This window comes from Sulfitobacter pontiacus, from assembly GCF_040790665.1.
Lineage (GTDB): Bacteria > Pseudomonadota > Alphaproteobacteria > Rhodobacterales > Rhodobacteraceae > Sulfitobacter > Sulfitobacter pontiacus.
Window position 1 is genome coordinate 2,454,096 of sequence record NZ_CP160849.1, and the last position, 22,535, is coordinate 2,476,630.

At 61.5% G+C, this 22,535-nt stretch carries 28 protein-coding genes; 19 read left to right on the forward strand and 9 right to left on the reverse strand.

Features of this window, described 5'->3' with window-relative positions; all coding sequences use genetic code 11:
- Positions 1 to 99: 99 nt before the first annotated feature.
- Genes AB1495_RS12105 through AB1495_RS12115 form a run of 3 tightly spaced genes read left to right on the forward strand, consistent with a single transcriptional unit; the run spans position 100 to position 3,445 of the window.
- Positions 100 to 483 carry a response regulator transcription factor gene (locus AB1495_RS12105; protein ID WP_074635113.1) on the forward strand — a complete coding sequence of 128 codons (384 nt, stop codon included), beginning with the start codon at positions 100 to 102 and terminating at the stop codon, positions 481 to 483.
- Positions 480 to 752 (forward strand): hypothetical protein, encoded by a 273-nt coding sequence (locus tag AB1495_RS12110; protein WP_009826724.1) that lies wholly within the window; start codon positions 480 to 482, stop codon positions 750 to 752. Before AB1495_RS12105 ends, AB1495_RS12110 begins: the two co-directional genes overlap by 4 nt.
- Positions 752 to 3,445 carry a sensor histidine kinase gene (locus tag AB1495_RS12115; RefSeq protein WP_197145654.1) on the forward strand — a complete coding sequence of 898 codons (2,694 nt, stop codon included), beginning with the start codon at positions 752 to 754 and terminating at the stop codon, positions 3,443 to 3,445. The genes AB1495_RS12110 and AB1495_RS12115 overlap by 1 nt, the downstream gene beginning before the upstream one ends.
- 244 nt (positions 3,446 to 3,689) lie before the next feature.
- On the opposite strand, the gene AB1495_RS12120 is transcribed toward AB1495_RS12115, so the two are convergent.
- The 4 genes from AB1495_RS12120 to AB1495_RS12135 all read right to left on the reverse strand — a co-directional run bounded on the left by AB1495_RS12120 (position 3,690) and on the right by AB1495_RS12135 (position 5,408).
- The gene (locus tag AB1495_RS12120; protein ID WP_074635112.1) at positions 3,690 to 4,112 is read right to left on the reverse strand and encodes a TIGR01244 family sulfur transferase; all 423 of its coding nucleotides are present in this window, start codon (positions 4,110 to 4,112) and stop codon (positions 3,690 to 3,692) included.
- Positions 4,113 to 4,120: 8 nt separating this feature from the next.
- Entirely contained in the window at positions 4,121 to 4,552 is a 432-nt protein-coding gene (locus AB1495_RS12125; protein ID WP_074635111.1) for a DUF6691 family protein, read from the reverse strand.
- Between the two features lies 1 nt (position 4,553).
- Positions 4,554 to 4,985: a YeeE/YedE family protein gene (locus AB1495_RS12130; RefSeq protein ID WP_074635110.1), complete on the reverse strand. Its 432-nt coding sequence runs from the start codon at positions 4,983 to 4,985 to the stop codon at positions 4,554 to 4,556.
- 183 nt (positions 4,986 to 5,168) lie between these two features.
- Positions 5,169 to 5,408: a hypothetical protein gene (locus AB1495_RS12135; protein WP_005852805.1), complete on the reverse strand. Its 240-nt coding sequence runs from the start codon at positions 5,406 to 5,408 to the stop codon at positions 5,169 to 5,171.
- Between the two features lie 107 nt (positions 5,409 to 5,515).
- On the opposite strand from AB1495_RS12135, the gene AB1495_RS12140 reads away from it, so the two are divergent.
- The 3 genes from AB1495_RS12140 (at position 5,516) to AB1495_RS12150 (ending at position 8,196) form a co-directional block, all read left to right on the forward strand.
- On the forward strand, positions 5,516 to 5,803 hold the full coding sequence (locus tag AB1495_RS12140) for a DUF2312 domain-containing protein (RefSeq protein ID WP_009826729.1): 288 nt from the start codon (positions 5,516 to 5,518) through the stop codon (positions 5,801 to 5,803).
- Positions 5,804 to 6,016: 213 nt separating this feature from the next.
- A complete protein-coding gene (gene tig, locus AB1495_RS12145) occupies positions 6,017 to 7,348 on the forward strand; it encodes a trigger factor (protein ID WP_074635109.1) in 1,332 nt (443 codons plus the stop codon).
- 137 nt (positions 7,349 to 7,485) lie between these two features.
- Positions 7,486 to 8,196 (forward strand): FkbM family methyltransferase, encoded by a 711-nt coding sequence (locus AB1495_RS12150; protein ID WP_074635108.1) that lies wholly within the window; start codon positions 7,486 to 7,488, stop codon positions 8,194 to 8,196.
- 48 nt (positions 8,197 to 8,244) lie between these two features.
- Here the strand turns inward: AB1495_RS12150 and AB1495_RS12155 are convergent, their stop codons facing one another.
- The 4 genes from AB1495_RS12155 to rpsF form a co-directional block, all read right to left on the reverse strand.
- Positions 8,245 to 8,727: a lytic transglycosylase domain-containing protein gene (locus AB1495_RS12155; RefSeq protein WP_235183774.1), complete on the reverse strand. Its 483-nt coding sequence runs from the start codon at positions 8,725 to 8,727 to the stop codon at positions 8,245 to 8,247.
- 185 nt (positions 8,728 to 8,912) lie between these two features.
- Positions 8,913 to 9,533 (reverse strand): 50S ribosomal protein L9, encoded by a 621-nt coding sequence (rplI, locus tag AB1495_RS12160; RefSeq protein WP_037943995.1) that lies wholly within the window; start codon positions 9,531 to 9,533, stop codon positions 8,913 to 8,915.
- A gap of 11 nt (positions 9,534 to 9,544) precedes the next feature.
- Entirely contained in the window at positions 9,545 to 9,772 is a 228-nt protein-coding gene (gene rpsR, locus AB1495_RS12165; RefSeq protein WP_005852865.1) for a 30S ribosomal protein S18, read from the reverse strand.
- Between the two features lie 29 nt (positions 9,773 to 9,801).
- On the reverse strand, positions 9,802 to 10,164 hold the full coding sequence (rpsF, locus tag AB1495_RS12170) for a 30S ribosomal protein S6 (protein ID WP_005852867.1): 363 nt from the start codon (positions 10,162 to 10,164) through the stop codon (positions 9,802 to 9,804).
- A gap of 348 nt (positions 10,165 to 10,512) precedes the next feature.
- Between rpsF and AB1495_RS12175 the strand changes: the two genes are divergently transcribed.
- A complete protein-coding gene (locus AB1495_RS12175) occupies positions 10,513 to 10,950 on the forward strand; it encodes a hypothetical protein (protein WP_074635107.1) in 438 nt (145 codons plus the stop codon).
- A 153-nt stretch (positions 10,951 to 11,103) separates the two neighbouring features.
- The gene (locus AB1495_RS12180; protein ID WP_174226624.1) at positions 11,104 to 11,673 is read left to right on the forward strand and encodes a YceI family protein; all 570 of its coding nucleotides are present in this window, start codon (positions 11,104 to 11,106) and stop codon (positions 11,671 to 11,673) included.
- A gap of 103 nt (positions 11,674 to 11,776) precedes the next feature.
- Here the strand turns inward: AB1495_RS12180 and AB1495_RS12185 are convergent, their stop codons facing one another.
- Positions 11,777 to 12,988 carry a cytochrome b/b6 domain-containing protein gene (locus AB1495_RS12185; protein ID WP_074635106.1) on the reverse strand — a complete coding sequence of 404 codons (1,212 nt, stop codon included), beginning with the start codon at positions 12,986 to 12,988 and terminating at the stop codon, positions 11,777 to 11,779.
- Positions 12,989 to 13,134: 146 nt separating this feature from the next.
- On the opposite strand from AB1495_RS12185, the gene fabD reads away from it, so the two are divergent.
- The 11 genes from fabD (at position 13,135) to AB1495_RS12240 (ending at position 22,534) form a co-directional block, all read left to right on the forward strand.
- Positions 13,135 to 14,067: an ACP S-malonyltransferase gene (gene fabD / locus AB1495_RS12190; RefSeq protein ID WP_037962738.1), complete on the forward strand. Its 933-nt coding sequence runs from the start codon at positions 13,135 to 13,137 to the stop codon at positions 14,065 to 14,067.
- A gap of 24 nt (positions 14,068 to 14,091) precedes the next feature.
- A complete protein-coding gene (gene fabG, locus AB1495_RS12195) occupies positions 14,092 to 14,829 on the forward strand; it encodes a 3-oxoacyl-[acyl-carrier-protein] reductase (RefSeq protein ID WP_009826737.1) in 738 nt (245 codons plus the stop codon).
- A 201-nt stretch (positions 14,830 to 15,030) separates the two neighbouring features.
- The gene (locus AB1495_RS12200; protein ID WP_005852881.1) at positions 15,031 to 15,264 is read left to right on the forward strand and encodes an acyl carrier protein; all 234 of its coding nucleotides are present in this window, start codon (positions 15,031 to 15,033) and stop codon (positions 15,262 to 15,264) included.
- 179 nt (positions 15,265 to 15,443) lie between these two features.
- Entirely contained in the window at positions 15,444 to 15,977 is a 534-nt protein-coding gene (locus AB1495_RS12205; protein WP_074635105.1) for a GNAT family N-acetyltransferase, read from the forward strand.
- A gap of 87 nt (positions 15,978 to 16,064) precedes the next feature.
- The gene (fabF, locus tag AB1495_RS12210; protein ID WP_074635104.1) at positions 16,065 to 17,324 is read left to right on the forward strand and encodes a beta-ketoacyl-ACP synthase II; all 1,260 of its coding nucleotides are present in this window, start codon (positions 16,065 to 16,067) and stop codon (positions 17,322 to 17,324) included.
- Positions 17,324 to 18,508 carry an endolytic transglycosylase MltG gene (gene mltG, locus AB1495_RS12215; RefSeq protein WP_009826738.1) on the forward strand — a complete coding sequence of 395 codons (1,185 nt, stop codon included), beginning with the start codon at positions 17,324 to 17,326 and terminating at the stop codon, positions 18,506 to 18,508. Before fabF ends, mltG begins: the two co-directional genes overlap by 1 nt.
- 221 nt (positions 18,509 to 18,729) lie before the next feature.
- Positions 18,730 to 19,074, forward strand: a complete 345-nt coding sequence (locus AB1495_RS12220; protein ID WP_240790778.1) for a hypothetical protein — start codon at positions 18,730 to 18,732, stop codon at positions 19,072 to 19,074.
- Positions 19,075 to 19,126: 52 nt separating this feature from the next.
- A complete protein-coding gene (locus tag AB1495_RS12225) occupies positions 19,127 to 20,353 on the forward strand; it encodes a DNA-packaging protein (RefSeq protein WP_074635206.1) in 1,227 nt (408 codons plus the stop codon).
- Positions 20,354 to 20,501: 148 nt separating this feature from the next.
- Positions 20,502 to 21,677 carry a phage portal protein gene (locus tag AB1495_RS12230; protein ID WP_074635102.1) on the forward strand — a complete coding sequence of 392 codons (1,176 nt, stop codon included), beginning with the start codon at positions 20,502 to 20,504 and terminating at the stop codon, positions 21,675 to 21,677.
- On the forward strand, positions 21,670 to 21,894 hold the full coding sequence (locus AB1495_RS12235) for a hypothetical protein (RefSeq protein ID WP_005852894.1): 225 nt from the start codon (positions 21,670 to 21,672) through the stop codon (positions 21,892 to 21,894). The genes AB1495_RS12230 and AB1495_RS12235 overlap by 8 nt, the downstream gene beginning before the upstream one ends.
- 25 nt (positions 21,895 to 21,919) lie before the next feature.
- Positions 21,920 to 22,534: an HK97 family phage prohead protease gene (locus AB1495_RS12240; RefSeq protein WP_082896090.1), complete on the forward strand. Its 615-nt coding sequence runs from the start codon at positions 21,920 to 21,922 to the stop codon at positions 22,532 to 22,534.
- Position 22,535: the final 1 nt, after the last annotated feature.

The window sequence follows — 22,535 nt, forward strand, 5'->3', positions numbered from 1 at the left end:
AACAGGCTTTTGACAGGGCAGGGTTTTCCGTGCATCTTGCCGCTCGGCCTACCGAGATCGCGGCACAAGCGACCAGGGCCACAGGGAGGGATTTTGCCAATGGGCAAGCATGTGGTGCTCGTGGAAGACGAGACGAACATCGCCGAGGCGATACGATTTTTACTCGGCCGTGAGGGCTGGCGCGTCGAAACGCTGGCCAATGGCGCGACAGCCGTGGAGGTGATCCGCAAGGCCAGCCCCGATCTGGTGATGCTGGATGTGATGCTGCCGGGCAAAAGTGGTTTCGAAATCCTGAAAGAACTGCGAGCGGATGCGGCGCTGGCCGATCTGCCGATCCTGATGCTGACCGCCCGCGGCCAGACCCGCGACCGCGAAATCGCGCTAGAGGCCGGGGTCAGCCGGTTTATGACCAAACCGTTTTCCAACGCCGATATGCTGGCAGCCGTGCGCGATCTGACCGCCGCAGGCACCGCAAAAGCATGAGCAAGCCCCCCGGCTCGCCGCTGTTTCTGGAACGGCGCAGCTACCGGTTTCGCCGCATGATGGATGCCGTCCGGCTGCTGCCCTTGCTGGTGCTGGCCTTCTGGATGGTGCCGCTGCTCTGGCCTGTGCAGGATGCCCCCGTCGGCGCGGCCGTGCCCATGTCGCACGCGCTGCGCTATGTCTTTGGCGTCTGGCTGGCGGGCATCGTCTTGTGCTTTCTGCTCTGGCGGCGCACGGCGCGGCAGATTGCTCAGGAAGCTCAAGACTGATGGTGTCGCTGAACCAGTTGGTTGCGGTCTGTCTGCTTTATGTGGTCGGGCTCTTTGCCGTGGCCTTCGCGGCAGAGCGTGCGGCGGCACGGGGGCGGGGCGACTGGCTGTTGCGCTCTCCGCTGGTCTATACGCTGTCGCTGTCGATCTATTGCACCGCGTGGACGTTTTACGGTGCCGTAGGCTATGCCGCGCGGTCGGGGTTGGAGTTCGTGACGATCTACCTTGGCCCGTCGCTGGTGATGATCGGCTGGTGGTGGGTGCTGCGGCGGTTGGTGCGCATCGGGCGGTCGCATCGGGTGACCTCTGTCGCGGATCTGATTTCTTCGCGCTACGGCAAATCGAACCTGCTGGCGATCTTGGTCACCATCATGGCGGTGATCGGGGTGACGCCCTATATCGCGCTGCAACTTCAATCGGTTACCCTGTCTCTGTCGATCTTTGCCAGCGCCGAGCCGGGGGTGACGCCGGGCAGCGACCCGCTGAATTCCGCACAGGCGGCCTTTTGGGTCGCGGTGGGGCTGGCGCTATTCACCGTGCTCTTCGGCACCCGCAATCTCAACGTGAATGAACGCCACCACGGCGTGGTCATCGCCATCGCTGTCGAGGCGGTGGTCAAGCTGCTGGCCCTCCTGGCCGTCGGCGTTTTCGTGGTCTGGGGGCTGGCGGGCGGCGTCGATCAGGCGCTGGCGCAGATCGACCGGTCGGCCCTTGGTCAATGGCAGGTCGAGGGCGGCCGTTGGGCCGCGCTGACGCTGCTGGCCGCTGCCGCCTTCATCTGCCTGCCGCGGATGTTTCAGGTGCTGGTGGTGGAGAATGACGACGAACGTCACCTGCAAACCGCCAGCTGGGCCTTCCCGCTGTATCTCATGCTGATGAGCCTGTTTGTCGTGCCGATTGCCGTGGTCGGGCTGGACCTGCTGCCCGAAGGGTCGAATCCCGATCTGTTCGTGCTGAGCCTGCCGCTCAGCCAAGGGCAAAACAGCCTTGCGATGTTTGCCTTTCTGGGGGGCTTTTCCTCGGCCACGTCGATGGTGATCGTGGCGACGCTGGCGCTGTCGACGATGGTGAGCAACCATATCGTCATGCCGATCTGGCTCACCTACGGGCAGAACTCGGTGCAGCAATCGGGTGATGTGCGTCATGTGGTGATCCTGTCGCGGCGGCTGTCGATCCTGCTGATCATCTCGCTGGGGTATTTCTATTACCGTCTGTCGGGCGGCGGCGGTGCGTTGGCGGCGATCGGGACGATCTCTTTCGGGGGGGTCGCGCAGTTCCTGCCGGTGTTGCTGGGCGGTATCTTCTGGCGCGGGGCCACGCGCACGGGGGCCGTCTGCGGGCTAAGCGTGGGCTTTGCGATCTGGGTCTATACGATGCTCTTGCCCAGCTTTGGCGCAGGCGCGGCGCTATCGGTTGCGACCTTTCAGGACGGGCTGTTCGGCATGACCTGGCTGCGCCCCGAAGCCTTGTTTGGAATCAACGGTTTGGACCCCACTGTTCACGCAGTGATCTGGAGCCTTTCGCTCAACGCGCTGGTCTTTGTCGCCGTGTCCCTGTTCAGCTTTCCCGCCCCTGTCGAGCGGCTGCAAGGCGCGCAATTTGTCAATATCTTCGACCATTCCACCGCCGCCCGCGGGTGGAGCGCGTCCGTCGCGGCCAGCGAGGATCTGATGATCATGGCGCAGCGGATTTTGGGCCCCGCCGAGGCGCAGGGATTTTTCCGCGCGCAAGCCCAGTTGCAGGAAAAATCGGATGGTTTGCCAGAGCCCACGCCGCGTTTTGTCCAGGCGCTGGAGCGTGAATTGGCGGCCTCGGTCGGGGCGGCGACGGCCCATGCGATGGTGTCGCAGCTGGTTGGCGGTGCCTCTGTCTCGGTGCAGGATCTGCTGGCGGTGGCGGACGAATCGGCGCAGATGCTGGAGTATTCAAGCCAGCTTGAAATCAAATCGCGCGAGCTGACCGATACCGCCGCGAAGCTGCGCCGCGCCAATGACAAGCTGACGCAACTGTCGCATCAGAAAGACAGTTTTCTGAGCCAGATCAGCCATGAACTGCGCACGCCCATGACCTCTATCCGGTCGTTCTCCGAGATTCTGCGCGACGCCCAGGGGCTGGGGCCCGAGGAAAAGACGCGCTATGCCTCGATCATCCACTCCGAAACCATCCGGCTGACGCGGTTGCTGGACGATCTGCTGGACCTGTCTGTGCTGGAAAACGGCGAGGTATCGTTGAACCGTCAGCGCGGGTCGCTGCGCGATGTGCTGGATCAGGCCGTGACCACAGCGCGCGCCGCCAATACCCGCGCGATTACCATCGACCGCGATCTGCCAGGGGAGGAGGTGATGTTGGAGACGGATCTGGACCGACTGGTGCAGGTTTTCATCAACCTTATCACAAATGCGCAGAAGTATTGCGTTGCCGACGACCCTCAGCTGTCGATCCGCGCCCACCAGCAGGGGCCTCGCATCATTGTGGACCTGATCGACAATGGCGCGGGGATCGATGCTGCGTCTCAGGAATTGATTTTCGAAAAGTTTAGTCGTTTGCCCGGGCAGGGCGGCGAGGGGGCCGGTCTGGGACTGGCGATATGCCGCGAGATTATCAAACGTTTGCAGGGGGATATCTCGTATCTTACCGAAGTGTCGGGCACCGGTTTTCGGGTTGAACTGCCGTTGGCGCAGAACGGGGCCTAGCAATTTTTTCGGTTCTCTAAAGGGAATCGTAACCTCTCTGCATCATTTCATAGGGGTGAAATGGCAGTGAAGGAGGCGTGCGATGGTGTAAGGGATGTGAGTTTCGTCGGTTGATGCCGGTGACATCAGATGCGGGGTGACAGCGCCGTTTTGGCGCTATCCGTTGGTATGGCTTCTGCAACGGCGCGGCTGGCCTGATCCTTGGCGGATCAACCGGTGGCGCGTTGACTTCGGCGCGTTGCGGTTACGCGTAGGGGGCGCTGAGCACGCCGCGCATGTGGCTTAGGTCGTAGCCACCAGCCCGTGCGGCCTCAATCAGCGCGTCTGCCGGTTGTTCGCCTGCCTGACCCAAGGCCCAAGCGATGGTCGACCGTGTGCCCGAGGCGCAATAGGCCATAACAACCTCGTCCTGCGCCACGCCGATCTCGCGGTTACGGGCAATAACATCTGGGGTCATCGTTTGGTGCGTCAGCTCTTGCACCGCAAAGCGCAGTCCAGCCGCCTCTGCCGCGGCCTGGATGGCGGCATGCTGATGGCTGGGGGGCACTTCCGCGTCGGGACGGTTGCACAGGATCAAGGTAACGCCAGCCTCTTTGATCGCCTCCATATCGGAGGGGTCGATCTGAGGGGCAGCAAAGAAGCGGGGGGTGATTTGACGAATATCCATAGTTTGACTTATCCAGCCGCCCGCGTTGTGTCTAGTATCCGCCGCGCTTTGGGGGCGATCATCATACCCGCCAGCATGGTGATCAGAAAAATCAGGCCCCCCAAGCCGCCAAACCCAAGCGACGCCAGGGCAGGCCCCGGGCACAGCCCGACCAGCCCCCATCCCGCGCCAAAGAGCACGGCCCCCACGATCAGCTTGCGGTCCAGCCGCGGGTCGGGGCGTTCGGGGAAATCACCGCCCACCACGGGCCGCCGCCCACGGGTGAACGCCCAAGCGACCGCCATCGGCAAAATGGCCCCGCCCATGACAAAGGCGAGCGTCGGATCCCAATCCCCGAAGAAATCCAGAAACCCCTGGACCTTTTGGGTATCGGTCATGCCCGACAGATATAGCCCGGTGCCAAACAAAGCCCCGGCGAGGGCGGCAAGCATATTGCGCATCTCAGACCCCTCCGACAAGGGCGCGCAGGGCGACAACCATCAGCGCGCCTGCCGCGATATAAACGAGCGTCGCAACGATACCGCGTGGGCTCAGCCGCGAAATGCCGCAGACCCCGTGACCCGAGGTGCAGCCATTGCCGATGCGCGTGCCCAGCCCGACCAGCAGACCGGCCGCGCCGACCAGCCACAGGTTCTCTGTCAGGTTGGTGGTCGCAGGGACGGGGGCGAAGGATGCTATCACCGCAGGGAAGATGATCAGCGCCGCCAGAAAGCTGCCGCGTTCGGCCCAAGCGCCGCGCGCCGATCCGTCCACCAGCCCGCCGATAATGCCGCTGGCCCCCATGATGCGGCCGTTGCCCAACAGGTAGACCGCAGCGCCGCCGCCAATCATCAGGCCGCCAATCAGGCCCCAAATCCAATCTGCTTCAATCATATGCTATATCGCCCTTTCGTACCGCCGTAAGCGGCGGGTGTCGGGAAAACATATAATGAATGCTGAATGTGTGGCAAGCCGCAAGCGCGAGGTTGACGCTGTGTTGGTCTCCGAGCGCTTGCTATCTATAGAGACAGGGGCGTTATCTATAGAGACAGAGGCAGAAAGTGGCCGTCACTTGCCTTAGCCGAGGATGATACCGACTACGACCATCATCAGCCCGATCACCGACAGCAGCAATGCGCCAAGGTTCATCGGCAGCACTTTTTGCAGGACGATCCGCATCTCTTCTTCGGGCAGGGCGGCGCGTTTGGCACGGGCCACGCGCAGGATACACCAGACAAGCCCGACCAACCCTACAAAGGAGATCGCCGCGCCCGCCCAGATCAGGACGTCAAAGAGTGAAAGAGATGCATTTTCCATAGGCCGCGAGCTATCCGAATTCCGCCCAATGGGCAAGAGTGGCTTGCGGCAGCGCAGGCACGCGGGTAGTCAATGCGCTGACCCATTCAAGACATAGGACGCCCCAGATGAGCGACAGTGCCACCAATCCCGAATCCCAAGACGCCATCGGTGATGCCACATATCGCGTGACCGCGAATGAGCTGCGCCAGTTCGTAGAGCGGATCGAACGGCTGGATGCCGAGAAGAAAGACCTCGCCGAACAGCAAAAAGAGGTCATGGCCGAGGCGAAATCCCGCGGTTACGACACCAAGGTGCTGCGCAAGATAATCGCTCTGCGCAAGCGTGAAGCGGATGATATCGCCGAAGAAGAAGCCGTGCTTGAGATGTATAAAGAAGCGCTTGGCATGTCCTGAGCCGGATGCGGTGCCTCGGGGGCTGATTATGCGCCCACTGGACGCCGCGCGAGACGTTTAATGCCATCGGTACGCGGGGGCAGGGGGCAATTCGCCCCGTCCCACGGGACCCCGCCGCCAAATCCGCTTGCGCCCAAGCGCAGGCCCCAATAGAAGAGCGGAAATTTTTCCGCCCGCGCCCCGCAATGCGCGGCCTTACCCTATGGAGCAAACATGCAGGTCAACGAGACGCTGAACGAAGGTCTGAAACGCGGCTATGCCATCACTGTGACAGCAGCTGAGCTGGAGGCCAAGGTCAACGAAAAGCTGGCCGAAGCGCAGCCCGAAGTCGAGATGAAGGGTTTCCGCAAAGGTAAAGTGCCAATGGCGTTGCTGAAAAAGCAATTCGGCCAAAAGGTTATGGGCGAAGCAATGCAGGAAAGCATTGATGGCGCCATGCAAGAGCATTTTGAAAAATCCGGCGATCGCCCTGCGATGCAGCCCGACGTCAAAATGGCGAATGAAGACTGGAAAGAAGGCGACGACGTCGAGGTCACCATGACCTACGAAGCACTGCCCGAGATCCCAGAAGTCGACCTGTCGTCCATCACGCTGGAAAAAATGGTTGTCAAAGCCGATGACGCCGCCGTTGAAGAGGCGCTGGCCAACCTGGCAGAGACCGCACAGGACTTTGAAGCCCGCGAAGAGGGTGCCAAGGCAGAAGACGGCGACCAGATCACATTCGATTTCCTCGGCAAAGTAGACGGCGAAGCCTTTGAAGGCGGCGCGGCGGAAGATTACCCGCTGGTGCTGGGCTCCAACTCCTTCATCCCCGGTTTCGAAGAGCAGCTGGTCGGTGTTGTAGCAGGCGACGAGAAAGACGTAACGGTTTCCTTCCCGGAAGATTACCAAGCACCTCATCTCGCCGGCAAAGAAGCCGTGTTCGAGTGCAAGATTAAAGAAGTGAAAAAGCCTGTTGCCGCGAAAGTGGACGACGAGCTGGCCAAGAAATTCGGTGCCGAAGATCTGGCCGCGCTGAAATCCCAGATCGCAGAGCGTCTGGAAGCGGAATATGCCGGTGCGTCGCGCGCTGTCATGAAACGCGGTCTGCTGGACGAGCTGGACAAGCTGGTCAGCTTTGACCTGCCGCCGTCGCTGGTCGAAGCCGAAGCAGGCCAGATCGCGCACCAGCTGTGGCACGAAGACAACCCCGACGTTCAGGGCCATGACCACCCGGAAATCGAAACCACCGACGAGCACAAGAAGCTCGCCGAGCGCCGCGTGCGTCTTGGCCTGCTGCTGGCCGAGCTGGGTCAGAAAGCCGAAGTTCAGGTCACCGACGCGGAAATGACGCAAGCGATCATGAACCAGGCACGTCAGTACCCTGGTCAGGAACGTCAGTTCTTTGAATTCGTTCAGCAAAACCAGCAGATGCAACAGCAGATGCGCGCTCCTTTGTTCGAGGACAAAGTCGTTGATCACGTGTTTGAACAGGCGACATTGAACGAGAAAGAAGTGTCGAAAGAAGACCTGCAGAAAGCCGTAGAAGAGCTGGAAGACGAATAAGTCTTTCCCCTTTTTCGGTATGACAAAGATCAAAGCCGTCCCGATTGGGGCGGCTTTTTTCGTTAGACGGCTGGGGAGTTATTCGTTTTAGTGCAGCAAAATGCGGCAGTTCCGATCAAGGGGAGGGTGGTAGACACATGTCAGATCAAGCCAGCAACAGGGCGCGCCGCGCCGCGAGAGCAAAGACACCCCTGACCGAGGAGGAGCGCAAAGCCCGCCGGCGTGCGAAGCGGAACCTGCGTCAGGCCGAGGCGATGGGTTTTCTCAAGGGGGTGACGGCGATGCTGAAGCCTGGCGATCTGGCGATGGACTGCGGGGCCAATGTGGGTGTCGTGACCCGTTTGTTGGCCGACACAGGCGCCGAGGTGATCAGCTATGAACCCGACCCTTATGCGTTTGAACAGCTCACGACGGCTGTGAAAGACCGCGCGAACGTGCGTCTTGTCAACGCGGCGGTTGGGGCTAGCTCGGGCACTGTGCGGCTGATGCGGGCTGCGAACTTTGACGACAATATGAAGGGGGCATCGGTCAAAAGCACAATCGTCGACGGCGGGCGTACGATTGACGCAGGCAATTATGTCGATGTCGCATTGCTCAATTTTCTGGAAATCATCAGGGCTGAAATCGATAAACGCGGCGAGATCGCTTTTGTGAAGATGGACATCGAAGGCGCGGAGCTTGATCTGCTTGAGGCGATGGATGCAGCGGATTTGATCAAGGGGATCAGGTGCTTGGTCGTGGAGACCCATGAGCGCAAGTTCGCGGATCTCAGACCGAGGTTCCGCGCGCTGCGCGAAACCTTTGCTGCGAAATACCCTGCGCGACAGGTGAACCTCGACTGGATCTGAGAGAGGCACACCTGCGCCCATGGGGCAGCGCGGCGCGCCTTAGGGGGCTCAGCCTTTGCGCAGGCCGGTTTCAACCAGCATACCGCGCCGTTTGGCCTCGTAATAATAGCCGCGGGCGTACCACTTGATTGCGGTGGCGTGATCGCCATCAGACAGCAGCCAAGCGCCGCGCAGGTATTTGACGCCGTATTTCAAGTTTACATCAGGATCGAGAAGATCGCCGGCATCGCCGCGAAACCCCATGCCGCGTGCGGTGGCGGGCAGGATTTGCAGCAGGCCGAAGTAGGGCCCATTGCGGGCCTCTGGACGGTGGGTGCTTTCACGGATGGCAAGACGGTGGACCAACGGGCGGGGGACGTCGTAGTGGTCGGCCCATTTGTTGATCAGCCCGCGCAGCTCGGGCGTCTCGTTGGGATAGAGCGGCAGCTTGCGGGGCGCGGGGGCGGGCTCTGGCGCGGTACTGGCGCAGGCAGAGAGGGCAGGTGTGCAAAGCAACATCTGGCAAAGGGAACGACGTGTGAGGGCGATCATGCGTGTGACTCGCATCGTTGACGGGAGCCAAATGCTTACAACGCCGGGGGCACCGCGCAACAAGGGCAGCGCCGGATGGGCAGAGGGTCGCTTAGCACAGGGCGGCATATTGCCGATGTCGCAATGAAAAACGCCGCCGCTGAGAGGTCAGCGGCGGCGTTTCATTTGGAATCAGATCGGAAGGCTTAGGCTTGCGCTTCGTCTTCGTCTGTTTTCTCGACAGCTTCTGCCAGATCGTCGTCGTCGGATGCGGCGGAGCCGATATCGTCGAACAGTTCAGAGATCTCGAATTCGGCTGCAGCTTCTTCTTCTGCGGCCAGTTCCTGGATCGACTTGCCTGCGGCCTGAAGCTCGGCCTCTTCAGGGGAACGTGCAACGTTCAGCTGAATGGTGGCTTCGACTTCGGGGTGCAGGATGACGGTGACGTCATGCAGGCCCAGGTCTTTGATCGGGCTGCCCAGAACGACCTGTTTGCGGTCGATGGTGAAGCCTTCGGCTGTAGCAACGTCTGCCGCGTCACGGGTCGTAACCGAACCGTAAAGCGCACCCGAATCGGAGGCGGAGCGGATGACGATGAACTGCTGACCGTTAAGCTTGTCGGACAGTGCTTCGGCTTCTTTTTTGGTCTCGAGGTTTTGTGCCTCAAGCTGGGCTTTCTGACCTTCAAAGGCTTCGATGTTGGCTTTGGAAGCCGACAGCGCTTTGCCTTGGGGCAGCAGGAAGTTGCGTGCGTAGCCGGGCTTTACGTCCACGACTTCGCCCATTTGGCCCAGTTTGGCCACACGTTCCAGAAGGATAACTTGCATGTGCTTTCTCCTTACTTAACGGCGTAGGGCAGCAGGGCGAGGAAGCGGGCGCGTTTGATGGCACGGGCCAATTCACGCTGCTTTTTCGCGGAGACTGCGGTGATGCGGGAAGGAACGATTTTGCCGCGCTCAGAGATGTAGCGCTGCAGAAGACGTGTGTCTTTGTAATCGATTGCCGGTGCGTTGTCGCCCGAGAAGGGGCAGACCTTACGACGGCGGAAAAATGGTTTAGCGGCCATGGTTTATGTCCTTTATTGCAAGCTGATGATCAACGACGTTCGCGGCGTTCGCCACGCTCGGGGCGCTCGTCACGTTTCTGCATCTGAACCGATGGCAGCTCTTTGTGCTCATCAACTTTGATGGTCAGAACGCGCATCACGTCATCATGCAAACGCATCAGGCGTTCCATTTCCTGTACGGCGGTCGCTGGTGCGTCCGAACGCAGGAAGGCATAGTGGCCCTTGCGGTTTTTGTTGATCTTGTAGGCCATCGTTTTAACGCCCCAGTATTCGCTGTCGACGAGCTTGCCGTCGTTGTCAGCCAAAACTGTGCCAAAATGTTCGATAAGGCCTTCTGCTTGCGTGTTGGACAAGTCCTGACGCGCAATCATAACATGCTCATAAAGCGGCATGTGCACTCCTATTTATATCAAGGCGCATTTCATAGGCAGGGCATTTGCGTTTTGCGGCCCCACCACGAGAGTCTGCGCGGTTCAAAAGATGATGCAAAACGAAGGGCCGATATACACGGTTTTGCAGGCAGGGCAAGGGTGCGTTGGCGCTATGGCACGGGCGTCTATCGATTTGGGGCGGATGATCCTTTGAAAAGTACCACTTCGATCACGGTCGCGCCTCTTTTTCGTCATGAACCCATACGAGAACTGAAGCGGAGATCACACGGTTAAGCAAGGTTTATCAGAGCAATGGGCGCAGTTACGAATTTCTCCGCGGATAGTCTTCAGTTTTCGGCACAGGCCGGAATGGTAGATGGCTCTCGGGCGGTGGTGCGCAGCCTCCAGCGGTTGTTGGGGGCGGCCTTGGTGCTGGCGGCGTCGGGGTTGTGGCTGACGCCGGGGTCGAACTTTGGGTCAGATGTGATGCTGTTCAAGGTCGGGCTGTCGGCGGTGTCTGTGATGTTGGGGGCAAGCCTTTTGCTGTCGGGGCAAAAGCCGGCGCTGCCCGAGATCCAGATCGACACGCTGCGGCGCGAGCTGCGTCTGGTGCGTCCGCGCACGGTGGGGGCGCAACGGGTGCTGCAACGCTGCAGTTTTGGCGATCTGGGACGCGTGGAGCGTATTGGCCGCAACTTCCACTTCTGGGACACGCGCGGCAATTTCATCGTTGATGTCCATATTGCAGAGCGCCGCGTGGTCGATAACCTGACCTTTAGCCTGCGCGACTCCGGTCAGGCGATCTGAGCGCAGCGCGGCCGTTATGTGCGTGTTTATCGCATGTCTGACGCGCGACTGTTCGCCAATGCGCACTAACTGTTGAACACTGCTGGGTTGCTGAAACGCTGAAATGCTTCATGTATGGTGCAGACAAACGCCAACAGGAGTATTCCAATGACCATGAAGTCTGTCCTTCTCGCTACCGCCCTGACACTGGGTGCCACCTCTGCTTTCGCCGCCGAGAAATATGTGCTGGACGCAAGCCACAGCCAGATCGTTTTCACCTATAACCACCTTGGGTTCTCGACCACCACGTCGATGTTCAGCGGTTTTGACGGTGAAATCATGCTGGACGAGGCAGAGCCCGCGAACTCCTCTGTCTCCGTATCTTTCCCGGTCAAAGACATGATCACCGGCTGGGAACCCCGCACCGAACACTTCATGACCGCTGATTTCTTTGGTGCCGAAGATGGCGACATGGTGACGTTCGAATCCACCGGTATCGAGGTCACAGGCGAAAAGACCGCATTGATCACCGGTGATCTGACCATGAACGATGTGACCAAATCCGTTGTGCTGGATGCCAAGCTGAACCAGATGGGCGAGCATCCGATGGCCAAGAAGCCTTGGGCCGGTTTCGACGCGACGACCACGGTCACACGCACCGATTTCAACCTTGGTCAGTTCGCGCCGTTCGTCAGCGACGAAGTGCAAGTGAACATCTCTATCGAAGCGATGAAGGCTGAATAAGCTTTCCACCGTTTATTAAGAAACGAGAACGCCGGGGCGGGACCCCGGCGTTTTTGCGTTTATGGGGGGCGGGGCCCTAGGGCCCGCGCCGACGTTGGCGGGATTACTGCCCGCGTGTGGCGGTGAGGTCGATATTCACCGTGACGCTGAACGCCAGCGTGCTTTCGTCCGTCACCGTTTCCCCGATGCCGAAGTTGCGGCGGTCCAGCGTGGTGGAGCCTGTCATCCGGGCAGTGTCGTCCTGCAACGTCAGGGTGAAAGGCAGGTCGACCGGCATCGTCTGATCCTTGATCGTCAGGCTGCCCGCTGCGACATAGCCGTCGGCGGTGGCATTGATATCAGCCTGAAAAATCGCGGTGGGGAAGGCCTCGCTGTTGAAGAAATCCGCCCCCATCGCCTGATCCGTCACCGACCCGAGGCTCAGCGACGGGATCGCGACCGTGGTCGTTACGTCGCCCGCTTTGCCGGATTGTACGGTGTCGTCAAATGTGATCGCGGATGTCCAGTCGGCAAAGCTGCCAGCCACGACGGACCCGAACTGCGTGACCTCTAGCGCGATGGTACCGTCCTGCACTTGCCAGTCAGAGGCGACATCCTCTAGCGCGGCGGTTTCGGTCGGGGCGGGTTGATCGCTTTGCTGGCCCAAGCCAAGGCCCAGCCCCAGCCCGAGGGCAATCGCGGCGACCCAGACGACGGTGGCGGTGATCACCGGCGCGGCAGAGTGGTGTTGAGCAGGCAGCGGGCCGACGACGGCTTCGCCCGGCAACATCCGACGCAGGGTCGAATCGCGGTCCACAACGTGGTGCTTCACCGCGCCGGCGATATGCAGGATCAACGCGCCGATCAGCAGTTTGCCCGAGATGACGTGCAGCGCGCCAAAGGCGTGCTCTACTGTTGTGTTCTTGGGAATAAACGGCAGCGACTGCCCCAGCGGCCACCAGATCGGCGCAAAGCCAGAGGCGGCGGCGTGGTTGATCCAGCCGGCCAGCGGGACGATCACCAGCGACCCATAGAGCACCCAATGCACCGTTTCCGCCAGCCAGCTTTCAAGACGGTGATCCGCGTTCAGCAGCCCCGGTTTGGGTTGGGTAAAGGCCCAGACGATGCGGGCAAGGGCGACAAAGAAGACCGTCACGCCCAGTGTTTTGTGCAGCGAGAACAGCCACGCTTTGCGGGTCAGCGCCGCTTGCGTATCGTGGGGCAGATCGCTGGCATAAAGGCCAAGGGCGATCAGCGTGAGGATCAGCAGGGCGGTGAGCCAGTGAAAGAACTTGGTCACCCCGCCGTAGCGGATTGAGGTATTGGTTAAGGCCATCTGGGTGCTCCGTCGCGAAATGGGTCGTTTCTGCTTACTGCAACGGGGCTTGGGGACCAATGCGGATCAGCGCACAGTCGCCGTGCAGGCTTGTTTGACGGCCACCCACGCGCTAAAGCGCTGGAAACGCAAATTCGGGGGACTTTATGACCATTGCATTCGTATATCCGGGCCAAGGCGCGCAAACCATCGGTATGGGCCGCGATCTGGCCGACGCCTATCCGGCGGCAAAGGCCGTGTTTGACGAGGTGGACGAAGCCTTGGGCGAAAAGCTGTCGACGCTGATCTGGGAAGGCGACGCGGACGAGCTGACGCTGACACAGAACGCGCAGCCTGCGCTGATGGCGACCTCTATGGCGGCGATGGCGGCGTTGAAGGCCGAAGGCGTTACCGTCGACAAGGCGGCGTATGTCGCGGGCCATTCGCTGGGTGAATATGCCGCACTCTGCGCGGCGGGGACATTCTCGCTTGCCGATACGGCGCGGTTGCTGCGCATCCGGGGGCGCGCGATGCAGGCGGCTGTGCCCGTGGGGCAGGGCGCTATGGCCGCCCTTCTGGGGCTGAGCTTTGATCAGGCCGAGGCCGTCGCCGCAGAGGCCGCACAGGGCGAGGTCTGTCAGGTCGCCAACCAGAACGATCCGGCGCAGAATGTCGTTTCGGGCAGCAAGGCTGCCGTGGAACGCGCGATTGATCTGGCGAAAGCGGCCGGTGCCAAGCGTGCGCTGCTTTTGCCTGTGTCTGCTCCGTTCCACTGTGCCCTGATGGCCCCCGCCGCAGAAGAGATGGCCGGTGCGCTGGCGGATGTGACAATGAACGCCCCTGCCGTGCCCGTGGTGGCGAATGTGGTGGCCGAGGCGGTCACCGATCCCGAACAGATCCGCAAGCTGCTGATCGAGCAGGTCACCGGTCAGGTGCGCTGGATGTCGTCGGTTGAATGGATGGGCGCGCAGGGCGTGACCGAGGTCTGGGAAATCGGCGCGGGCAAGGCGCTGTCCGGCATGATCCGCCGCATCAACAAGGAAATCACCTGCGTGAACATCGGCACCGCTGCCGATGCCGCTGCCGTGAAAACGGCCTGAGAAAGGCCGCGAAAGGAATTACATATGTTTGATCTTACTGGAAAAAATGCGCTGGTCACCGGGGCTTCGGGTGGTATCGGCGCGGAAATCGCGCGCAGCCTGCATGCCCGTGGCGCCACCGTGGGCCTGTCCGGCACCCGCACCGAACCGCTTGAGGCGCTGGCCGCCGAGCTGGGCGAGCGCGCCCATGTGCTGCCCTGTAACCTGAGCGATATGGAAGCCGTTGACGCGCTGCCCAAACAGGCGGCCGAGGCGATGGGATCGGTTGATATTCTGGTCAATAACGCCGGCATCACCCGCGACAACCTGTTCATGCGCATGTCGGATGATGAATGGAATTCGGTCCTGAACGTCAACCTGACCGCGACGTTCAAGCTGTGCAAAGGCGTGATGCGCGGCATGATGAAGGCGCGTTGGGGCCGGATCGTGAATATCTCGAGCGTGGTCGGGGCCACCGGTAACCCCGGTCAGGCGAACTATGCCGCGTCCAAGGCCGGTATGGTGGGCATGTCCAAATCGCTTGCCTATGAGGTTGCCAGCCGCGGGATCACCGTGAACGCGGTCGCCCCCGGTTTCATTACCACGGCAATGACGGACAAGCTGACCGACGACCAAAAGGCGGGAATCATGGGGCAAATCCCTGCGGGCCGTATGGGCGAAGCATCCGAAATCGCGTCGGCTGTTGTCTATCTGGCAAGTGCGGAAGCCGCCTATGTTACCGGAACCACCTTGCATGTGAACGGCGGCATGGCCATGTTGTGACCCTGCGCTGCAAAGCGTTTGCCAAATCTGCGTCTTGTGCTAAATGGGGCGCAGAATCCATCATAGGGAGGCTTGATTGCCCCCCTTACCTTGTGACAACAAGGGCCATAGCCGCCCCTCGGGGCACGATCCATACGGACCGCATAAGGTTCTGACGGAAACAGAAGAGGGCAGGATTGCCCGAATGAATGAGGACTGAATATGAGCGACGTCGCAGACCGCGTAAAGAAGATCGTTGTAGAGCACCTGGGTGTTGAAGAAGACAAAGTTGTTGAGAACGCATCGTTCATCGACGATCTTGGCGCAGACAGCCTCGACACTGTTGAGCTGGTTATGGCGTTCGAAGAAGAGTTCGGCATCGAGATCCCCGATGACGCAGCCGAGAACATCCAGACCTTCGGCGATGCGGTCAAGTTCATCAAAGAAGCGTCCTAAGACGTTTTCGCCAGCCGCAGCCCCATAGGCGTCGCGGCGGCACGAGATTTAGAGAACGGCGTTCTTCCTAGCGGAAGGGCGCCGTTTTTGCTTGGGGGGACCGCGCGTCACTTGTCTTGCGCGGGCTGCGGCGTGACACTGGCTGCGACAGAAATTCAAGCGTGAAGGTAATTCACCACATGTCGCGATCAGTACCGACCATCAATACCGCCCGTCTCACCCTGCGCGCCATGCGGGCCGAAGACTTCCCCCGTTATGCTGACATCTGGGCCATGCCCGCCGTGGTGACCCATATTACCGGCAAGCCCAAACCCAAGGCCGAAAGCTGGGATGCGTTTCTGCGCAATGCGGGCCATTGGCAGATTGTCGGGTTTGGTCAATGGGCGATCCAGTCGCGCGGCACCCGCGAGATGGAAGGTCAGGTCGGGTTTTTCTTTGGTTCCCGCGGGTTTGGCGACGATTTCGATCCCTTTCCCGAGGCCGGTTGGGTACTGGCCCCCGAAGCGCAGGGCACGGGGCTGGGGCTGGAAGCCGCGCGCGCGGCGCATGACTGGTTCGACCGCGTGGTGACGGGGCGCACGGTGTGCATGATCGCCGTGGCGAATGTATCGTCGCTGCGGCTGGCCGAGACCCTGGGATATACCGCGCTGCGCGACATAGAGCTTGACGGCGACAAGATACGTCTGATGACGCGCAAAGGCCCGCCGGTCTGACCGTGGCTTGGGCGCTTCGCGTCTTGAAATTTACGGTCTCGGCAAGGTATAGCCGGTCAACGCAAAGAAACACCAAGGGGCTTGGATATGCGCAGAGTAGTAGTGACAGGTTTGGGATTGGTAACTCCGTTGGCCGATGGCGTGGAGGCCAGCTGGTCCAGAATTTTGGATGGTCAATCCGGAGCGGGCAAGATCACGGGCTTCGATCCCAGCAAGCTGGTCACTCAATACGCCTGCGAAGTGCCGCTTGGCGACGGTACGGATGGTACCTTTAACGGCGACAAGTATATGGAGCCGAAAGAACAGCGCAAAGTGGATACCTTTATCCTGTTCGGCATGGCCGCAGCACAGCAAGCGGTCGAGGATTCCGGCTGGATGCCCACGGACCGCGAAGATCTGGAACGCACCGGCGTCTTGATCGGGTCGGGCATCGGGGGCCTGAACTCTATCGCGAACACTGCCGTGATGATGCACGAGAAAGGCCCGCGCCGCGTGAGCCCGTTCTTTGTGCCCGGCGCGCTGATCAACCTGATCTCGGGTCAGGTATCGATTCGCTATGGATTCCGCGGCCCGAACCATTCGGTTGTGACCGCCTGTTCCACCGGTGCCCATGCGATTGGTGACGCAAGCCGTCTGATCCAGCATGGCGACGCGGATGTGATGATTGCCGGCGGGGCCGAGGCCGCGATTTGCGAGATCGGCATGGCCGGGTTCAACGCCTGTAAGGCGCTGTCCACCAAGCGGGGCGACGACCCCACCAAGGCAAGCCGCCCCTATGACGCGGATCGTGACGGTTTCGTCATGGGCGAGGGCGCGGGCATTGTCGTGCTGGAAGAATACGAACACGCCAAGGCACGTGGCGCGAAAATCTATGCCGAAGTGCTTGGCTATGGTCTGTCGGGCGATGCCTATCACATCACCGCCCCCGCCGAGGATGGCGACGGGGCCGAACGGTCCATGCGCAACGCCCTGCGTGGTGCCGGGCTGGAGCCAAAAGACATCGACTATATCAACGCGCATGGCACATCGACCATGGCTGATGTGATCGAACTGGGCGCGGTCGAGCGGATGCTGGGCGACGCGGTTGAGACGGTCACCATGTCGTCGACGAAATCCGCGACCGGTCACCTGTTGGGGGCTGCTGGCGCGATCGAGGCGATCTTCTCTATCCTCGCGATCCGCGATCAGGTGGCCCCACCGACCATCAACCTCGACAATCCTGCGGTTGAAACCAAGATCGATCTGGCCCCGAACAAGAAGGTCGAGCGCAAGATTGATGTCGCGCTGAGCAACTCTTTCGGCTTTGGTGGCACCAACGCGAGCGTGATCTTCGGGAAAGCATCCTAATGTGGCGTCATATCGCGTCTAACGCTGTTACGTTTCTGATTTTAGGCTTGTTTTTGTTAGGCGGGATTATCCTGTGGGGGCGGGGGCAGTATGATGCCCCCGGTCCGCTGTCGCAGGCGATCTGCCTGCAGGTGGAGCGCGGGTCGAACATGCGTGCCGTGGGCGATGATCTTGCTACGCAAGAGGCCGTAAGCTCGGCTGCGATCTTCCGTCTTGGGGCAGAGTATGAGGAAAAGACCCGCGACCTGAAGGCGGGGAGCTTTCTGATCCAGCCCGAAGCCTCGATGAAAGAGATCGTAGACACCGTGACACGCGGCGGGGCAAGCACCTGCGGTACCGAAGTTGTCTACCGCATCGGTGTGAACCGCATCAGCACGCAGGTGCGCGAGCTGGACCCCGTAACAAGCCGTTTCGTCGAGCGTGCCGAATTCACCCCCGGTGAGGATGAGGTGCCAGAGGTCTATACCCAGACCAAGGCGAAGGCCGACACGCGGTTCCGCATCGCGATGGCAGAGGGCGTGACAAGCTGGCAGGTGGCCGAGGCGTTGAAAGCCATCGACCTGCTGTCTGGCGAGATCGCGGCGGTGCCTGCGGAGGGATCTTTGGCCCCCGACAGCTATGAGGTGTCCGAAGGGGACGACCGTGCCGAAATCCTGACGCGTATGGCCGCGGCACAAGAACAGCGTTTGGCCGAAGCCTGGGAGGCTCGCGATCCGGGGCTGCCTGTCGAGACGCCTGAGGAACTGTTGATCCTTGCCTCTATCGTCGAGAAGGAAACCGGCGTACCGGAAGAGCGCGAACAGGTGGCGAGCGTTTTCGTCAACCGTTTGAACCAAGGCATGCGTCTGCAGACGGACCCGACCGTGATCTACGGGATCACCAACGGGCAGGGCGTCTTGGGGCGTGGTCTGCGCCGCAGCGAGCTGCGCAAGGAGACTCCGTTCAACACCTACGTCATCGATGCGCTGCCACCGACGCCGATTGCGAACCCCGGACGTGCGAGCCTGATGGCTGCGGCACAACCGGCCAGCGAGGACTATGTTTTCTTTGTTGCTGATGGCACCGGCGGTCACGCTTTTGCCGAGACATTGGAAGAGCATAACGCCAATGTCGCACGCTGGCGCAAGATCGAGGCGGAGCGTGGCGCGGAAGCGGCGGGCAATGCGTCGACGGGCGGGAACTAAGCGTCAGAGCGGGCGCGGATTTGGGTTAAATTAGGAATTTATTAACCATCGTAAGGGCTTGGAAGGTTTTGGTAACCTTGTTTTCCTTGACTTTGCGTCCGCTCTGACATAGAAATACGTCCATGCTAGAAGACATGGGCAAACGGCCCCGGATTAAGTTCCGGTGGCCGTTTTTTCGTGTCTGCTCGGGTTGGAGGTCCAAAACGAGAGGTAAGAGCAAGATGACGATGAATACCCCGGAACAGGAAATTGCTGCCAGTGAAGAGCAGCTTCAGGCGTTGCAGGTCGCGATCCGCGATTTGCGCCGCGAGATAGAGAGCCTGCGCGAACAGGCCCGATCCGGGGAGGAAGTAAACGAAACAGCAGCGTCGAAGGCATTGGGTAAGGCCAGTGGCATGGTGGCGACCTGCGTCAAGGTGGAGACCTATCTGAATGAGTGCAGAAACAGACAAGCGGGCATTGCCCGAGGGGGATACGCGCTGGACATGGAAAGGGCGCGGGCTGACATCGGGTGCAAGCTGGATCGGCTCCGCCGATGTTGCGGTGCAAGACCGGTTCCTGAATGATCTGGATGAGGGAGAGCTTTTAGCTCTCCCTTTTTTGTTCGAGTTCTGGGCCATGCCGCATCAGCTGCCCCCGACAGGCGATTGGCGGTCGTGGGTGATCATGGGCGGGCGCGGTGCGGGCAAGACGCGTGCGGGGGCGGAATGGGTGCGTGCGCAGGTCGAAGGGTCGCGGCCCTTGGATGCGGGGCGCTGTCGCCGCGTGGCGCTGGTGGGAGAGACCATCGAGCAGGTGCGCGAGGTGATGATCTTTGGCGACAGCGGGATATTGGCGTGCTCGCCCGCGGATCGGCGACCGGATTGGGAGGCGACGCGCAAGCGGTTGGTCTGGCCCAATGGGGCCGTGGCGACGGTGCATACGGCGCATGACCCAGAGGGGCTGCGCGGGCCGCAGTTTGACGCGGCTTGGGTGGACGAGCTGGCCAAGTGGAAAAAGGCCGAAGAGACGTGGGACCAGTTGCAGTTCGCTTTGCGGTTGGGGGAGGACCCGCGGGTCTGTGTGACCACGACTCCGCGCAATGTCGGCGTGCTGAAAAACCTGCTGGCGTCGCCGTCGACCGTGACCACCCATGCCCCGACAGAGGCGAATGCCGCGAACCTTGCGGGCTCTTTCCTGGAGGAGGTGCGGGCGCGCTATCGCGGGACGCGGTTGGGCCGACAGGAACTGGACGGTGTGTTGCTGGCTGATGCGGAAGGGGCGCTGTGGACCTCCGAGCGGATCGAGGCCGGGCGGGTGCGGGATGTGCCCTTGCTGGACCGGATCGTCGTGGGGTTGGACCCTGCGACCACCGCAGGCGCGGGGTCGGATGAATGCGGGATCGTGGTGGTGGGTGCCCAGACCCAAGGCCCGCCGCAGGATTGGCGCGCCGTGGTGCTGGCCGACTGCACGGTGCAGGGGGCGACCCCGTCGGGCTGGGCGCGCGCGGCGATCAGCGCGATGGAGCAGTACGGGGCGGATCGCCTTGTCGCCGAGGTCAATCAGGGCGGGCAGATGGTGGCGGAGGTCTTGCGTCAGGTCGACCCATTGGTGCCGGTCAAATCGGTTCATGCCAGCCGTGGCAAGGTGGCGCGGGCGGAGCCTGTGGCGGCACTTTATGAGCAGGGGCGCGTGGGGCATGTGGCGGGGTTGGACGCGCTGGAGGACCAGATGTGCCGGATGACAGCGCGGGGCTTTGAGGGCGGCGGATCGCCGGACCGCGTCGATGCGCTGGTCTGGGCGCTGCATGAGCTGATGATCGAGCCTGCGGCACAGTGGCGGATGCCCGGGGTGCGAGGATTATGAGCGCGTTGCGGAAGAGAGCGGCCCTTCGGGGAGAGTTTCACGGGCAAAATGAAGCGCTGTTGCGGGTGGGGCGTTCGCTCTGGTCGGGCGGCGTTAAGGGATTGGTGAGATCTTCATGGGGCGGTCAATGAGCAGGGAGAGCAGCGGCATGGTTTTTGATTTTCTCAAACGGGGGGCGGTTGAGGTGGTTGCGGAGAAGAAAGCCTCTGCCACGGGGCCTGTCGTTGCGGTTCAGACCAGCGGGCGCGTGGCCTGGAGCCCGCGCGATGTGGTCAGCCTGACGCGCAGCGGGTTTTGCGGCAACCCTGTGGGGTTTCGGTCGGTGAAGCTGATTGCGGAGGCCGCGGCGGCCCTGCCGCTGGTGTTGCAGGATGCCGCGCAAAGGTTCGAGGCGCATCCGCTGCTGGATCTGGTGGCACGGCCCAATGGGGCGCAGGGGCGTGCGGAGCTGCTGGAGGCGCTTTATGCGCAGCTGTTGTTGACGGGCAACGGCTATATCGAGGCGGTTGGCGCGGGGCCGGTGCCGGTGGAGCTGCATGTTTTGCGGTCGGATCGCATGTCGGTGGTGCCGGGGGCGGATGGTTGGCCGGTGGCCTATGAATATGCCGTCGGCGGGCGCAAGCATCGGTTTGACGTGGCCGGGGATACGGCCGCGATCTGTCACATCAAGAATTTCCACCCGCAGGATGACCATTATGGGTTCAGCCCGTTGCAGGCGGCGGCGATGGCCTTGGATGTGCATGGCGCGGCTTCGCGCTGGAGCAAGGCGTTGCTGGATAATGCGGCGCGGCCATCGGGGGCGATTGTGTATCGCGGTGCGGAGGGGCAGGGCAAGCTGAGCGATGATCAGTATGACCGTCTGGTCAGCGAGATGGAGAGCCATCATCAAGGCGCGCGCAATGCGGGGCGGCCGATGCTGTTGGAAGGCGGGTTGGATTGGAAGCCGATGGGATTTTCGCCCTCGGACATGGAGTTTCACCGCACCAAGGAGGCGGCGGCGCGGGAAGTCGCGCTGGCCTTTGGGGTGCCGCCGATGCTGCTGGGGATCGCGGGGGATGCGACCTATGCCAATTATCAGGAGGCGCATCGGGCGTTCTACCGGCTGACGGTCCTGCCTTTGGCCACGCGGGTTGCCGCGGCGCTTGGTGCGTGGCTGGCGGGGTTCACGCATGAGGCAGTGACGTTGAAGCCCGATTTGGATCAGGTGCCCGCCCTGGCGCAGGAGCGTGACGCGCAATGGGCGCGGGTGGCGGGGGCGGATTTCCTGTCGCAGGCGGAAAAGCGGTCCTTGTTGGGGCTGCCAGCGGTGGCGGCGGATGGTTGAGGAGATGGGATATGACCGGTTTGAATGTGCGCCGGGGTTGCGGTTGCAGGCGCATGAGAGGGTGAGCGCGATCCACCACGAGAATCTTTTGCAGCGGCTAGACCGGCTGGAAGAGATGATGGAGCGGCTGGAGCGGCGGTTGTGGTTGACCGTCTATGGTGTGGTCGCGGTGATTTTGGCGCAGGCGGTACAGTCGTTTCTGGTGGTCGCGCCGTAGCAATTTGAACGCAAGGGAGGGTGTCATGGAAGATGGCATGCGCTTCGGCCTCGGGTCGGAGAACGGGAGAGGTTTGCCCCATATGGGCGCTGGGTTGGAGCATAAGTTCGCGCGTTTCGACGAGGGGCTTGTGGTGGAGGGCGGCACCGAGATCAGCGGCTATGCCAGCCTGTTCGGGCGGGTCGATCAGGGTGGTGATCTGGTGGCACGGGGGGCCTATGGCGCGTCGCTGGCGGCGGCGGAGGCCGCGGGGCGCCGGATCAAGATGCTATGGCAGCATGATCCGGCACAGCCCATCGGTGTGTGGGACGAGCTGCGCGAGGATGCGCGGGGGCTTTGGGTCAAGGGGCGGCTGCTGGACAGTGTGGCGCGGGGCCGCGAGGCGGCGGCCTTGATCGAGGCAGGGGCGATTGATGGCCTGAGCATCGGCTATCGCACGCAGCGGGCGGCCAAGAATGACGCGGGCCAGCGGGTGCTGCAGACCCTGGACCTGTGGGAGGTGTCGCTGGTGACCTTTCCCATGCTCCCCACGGCGCGGATCGCGGCCAAAGGGGATTTTATCGCCATCGGAGACGTCTTGCGCGGCATGGCCGGTGTCTTTGACGAGGCGCGGCGGAATTTGAAACGGAACGGAGGGTAAG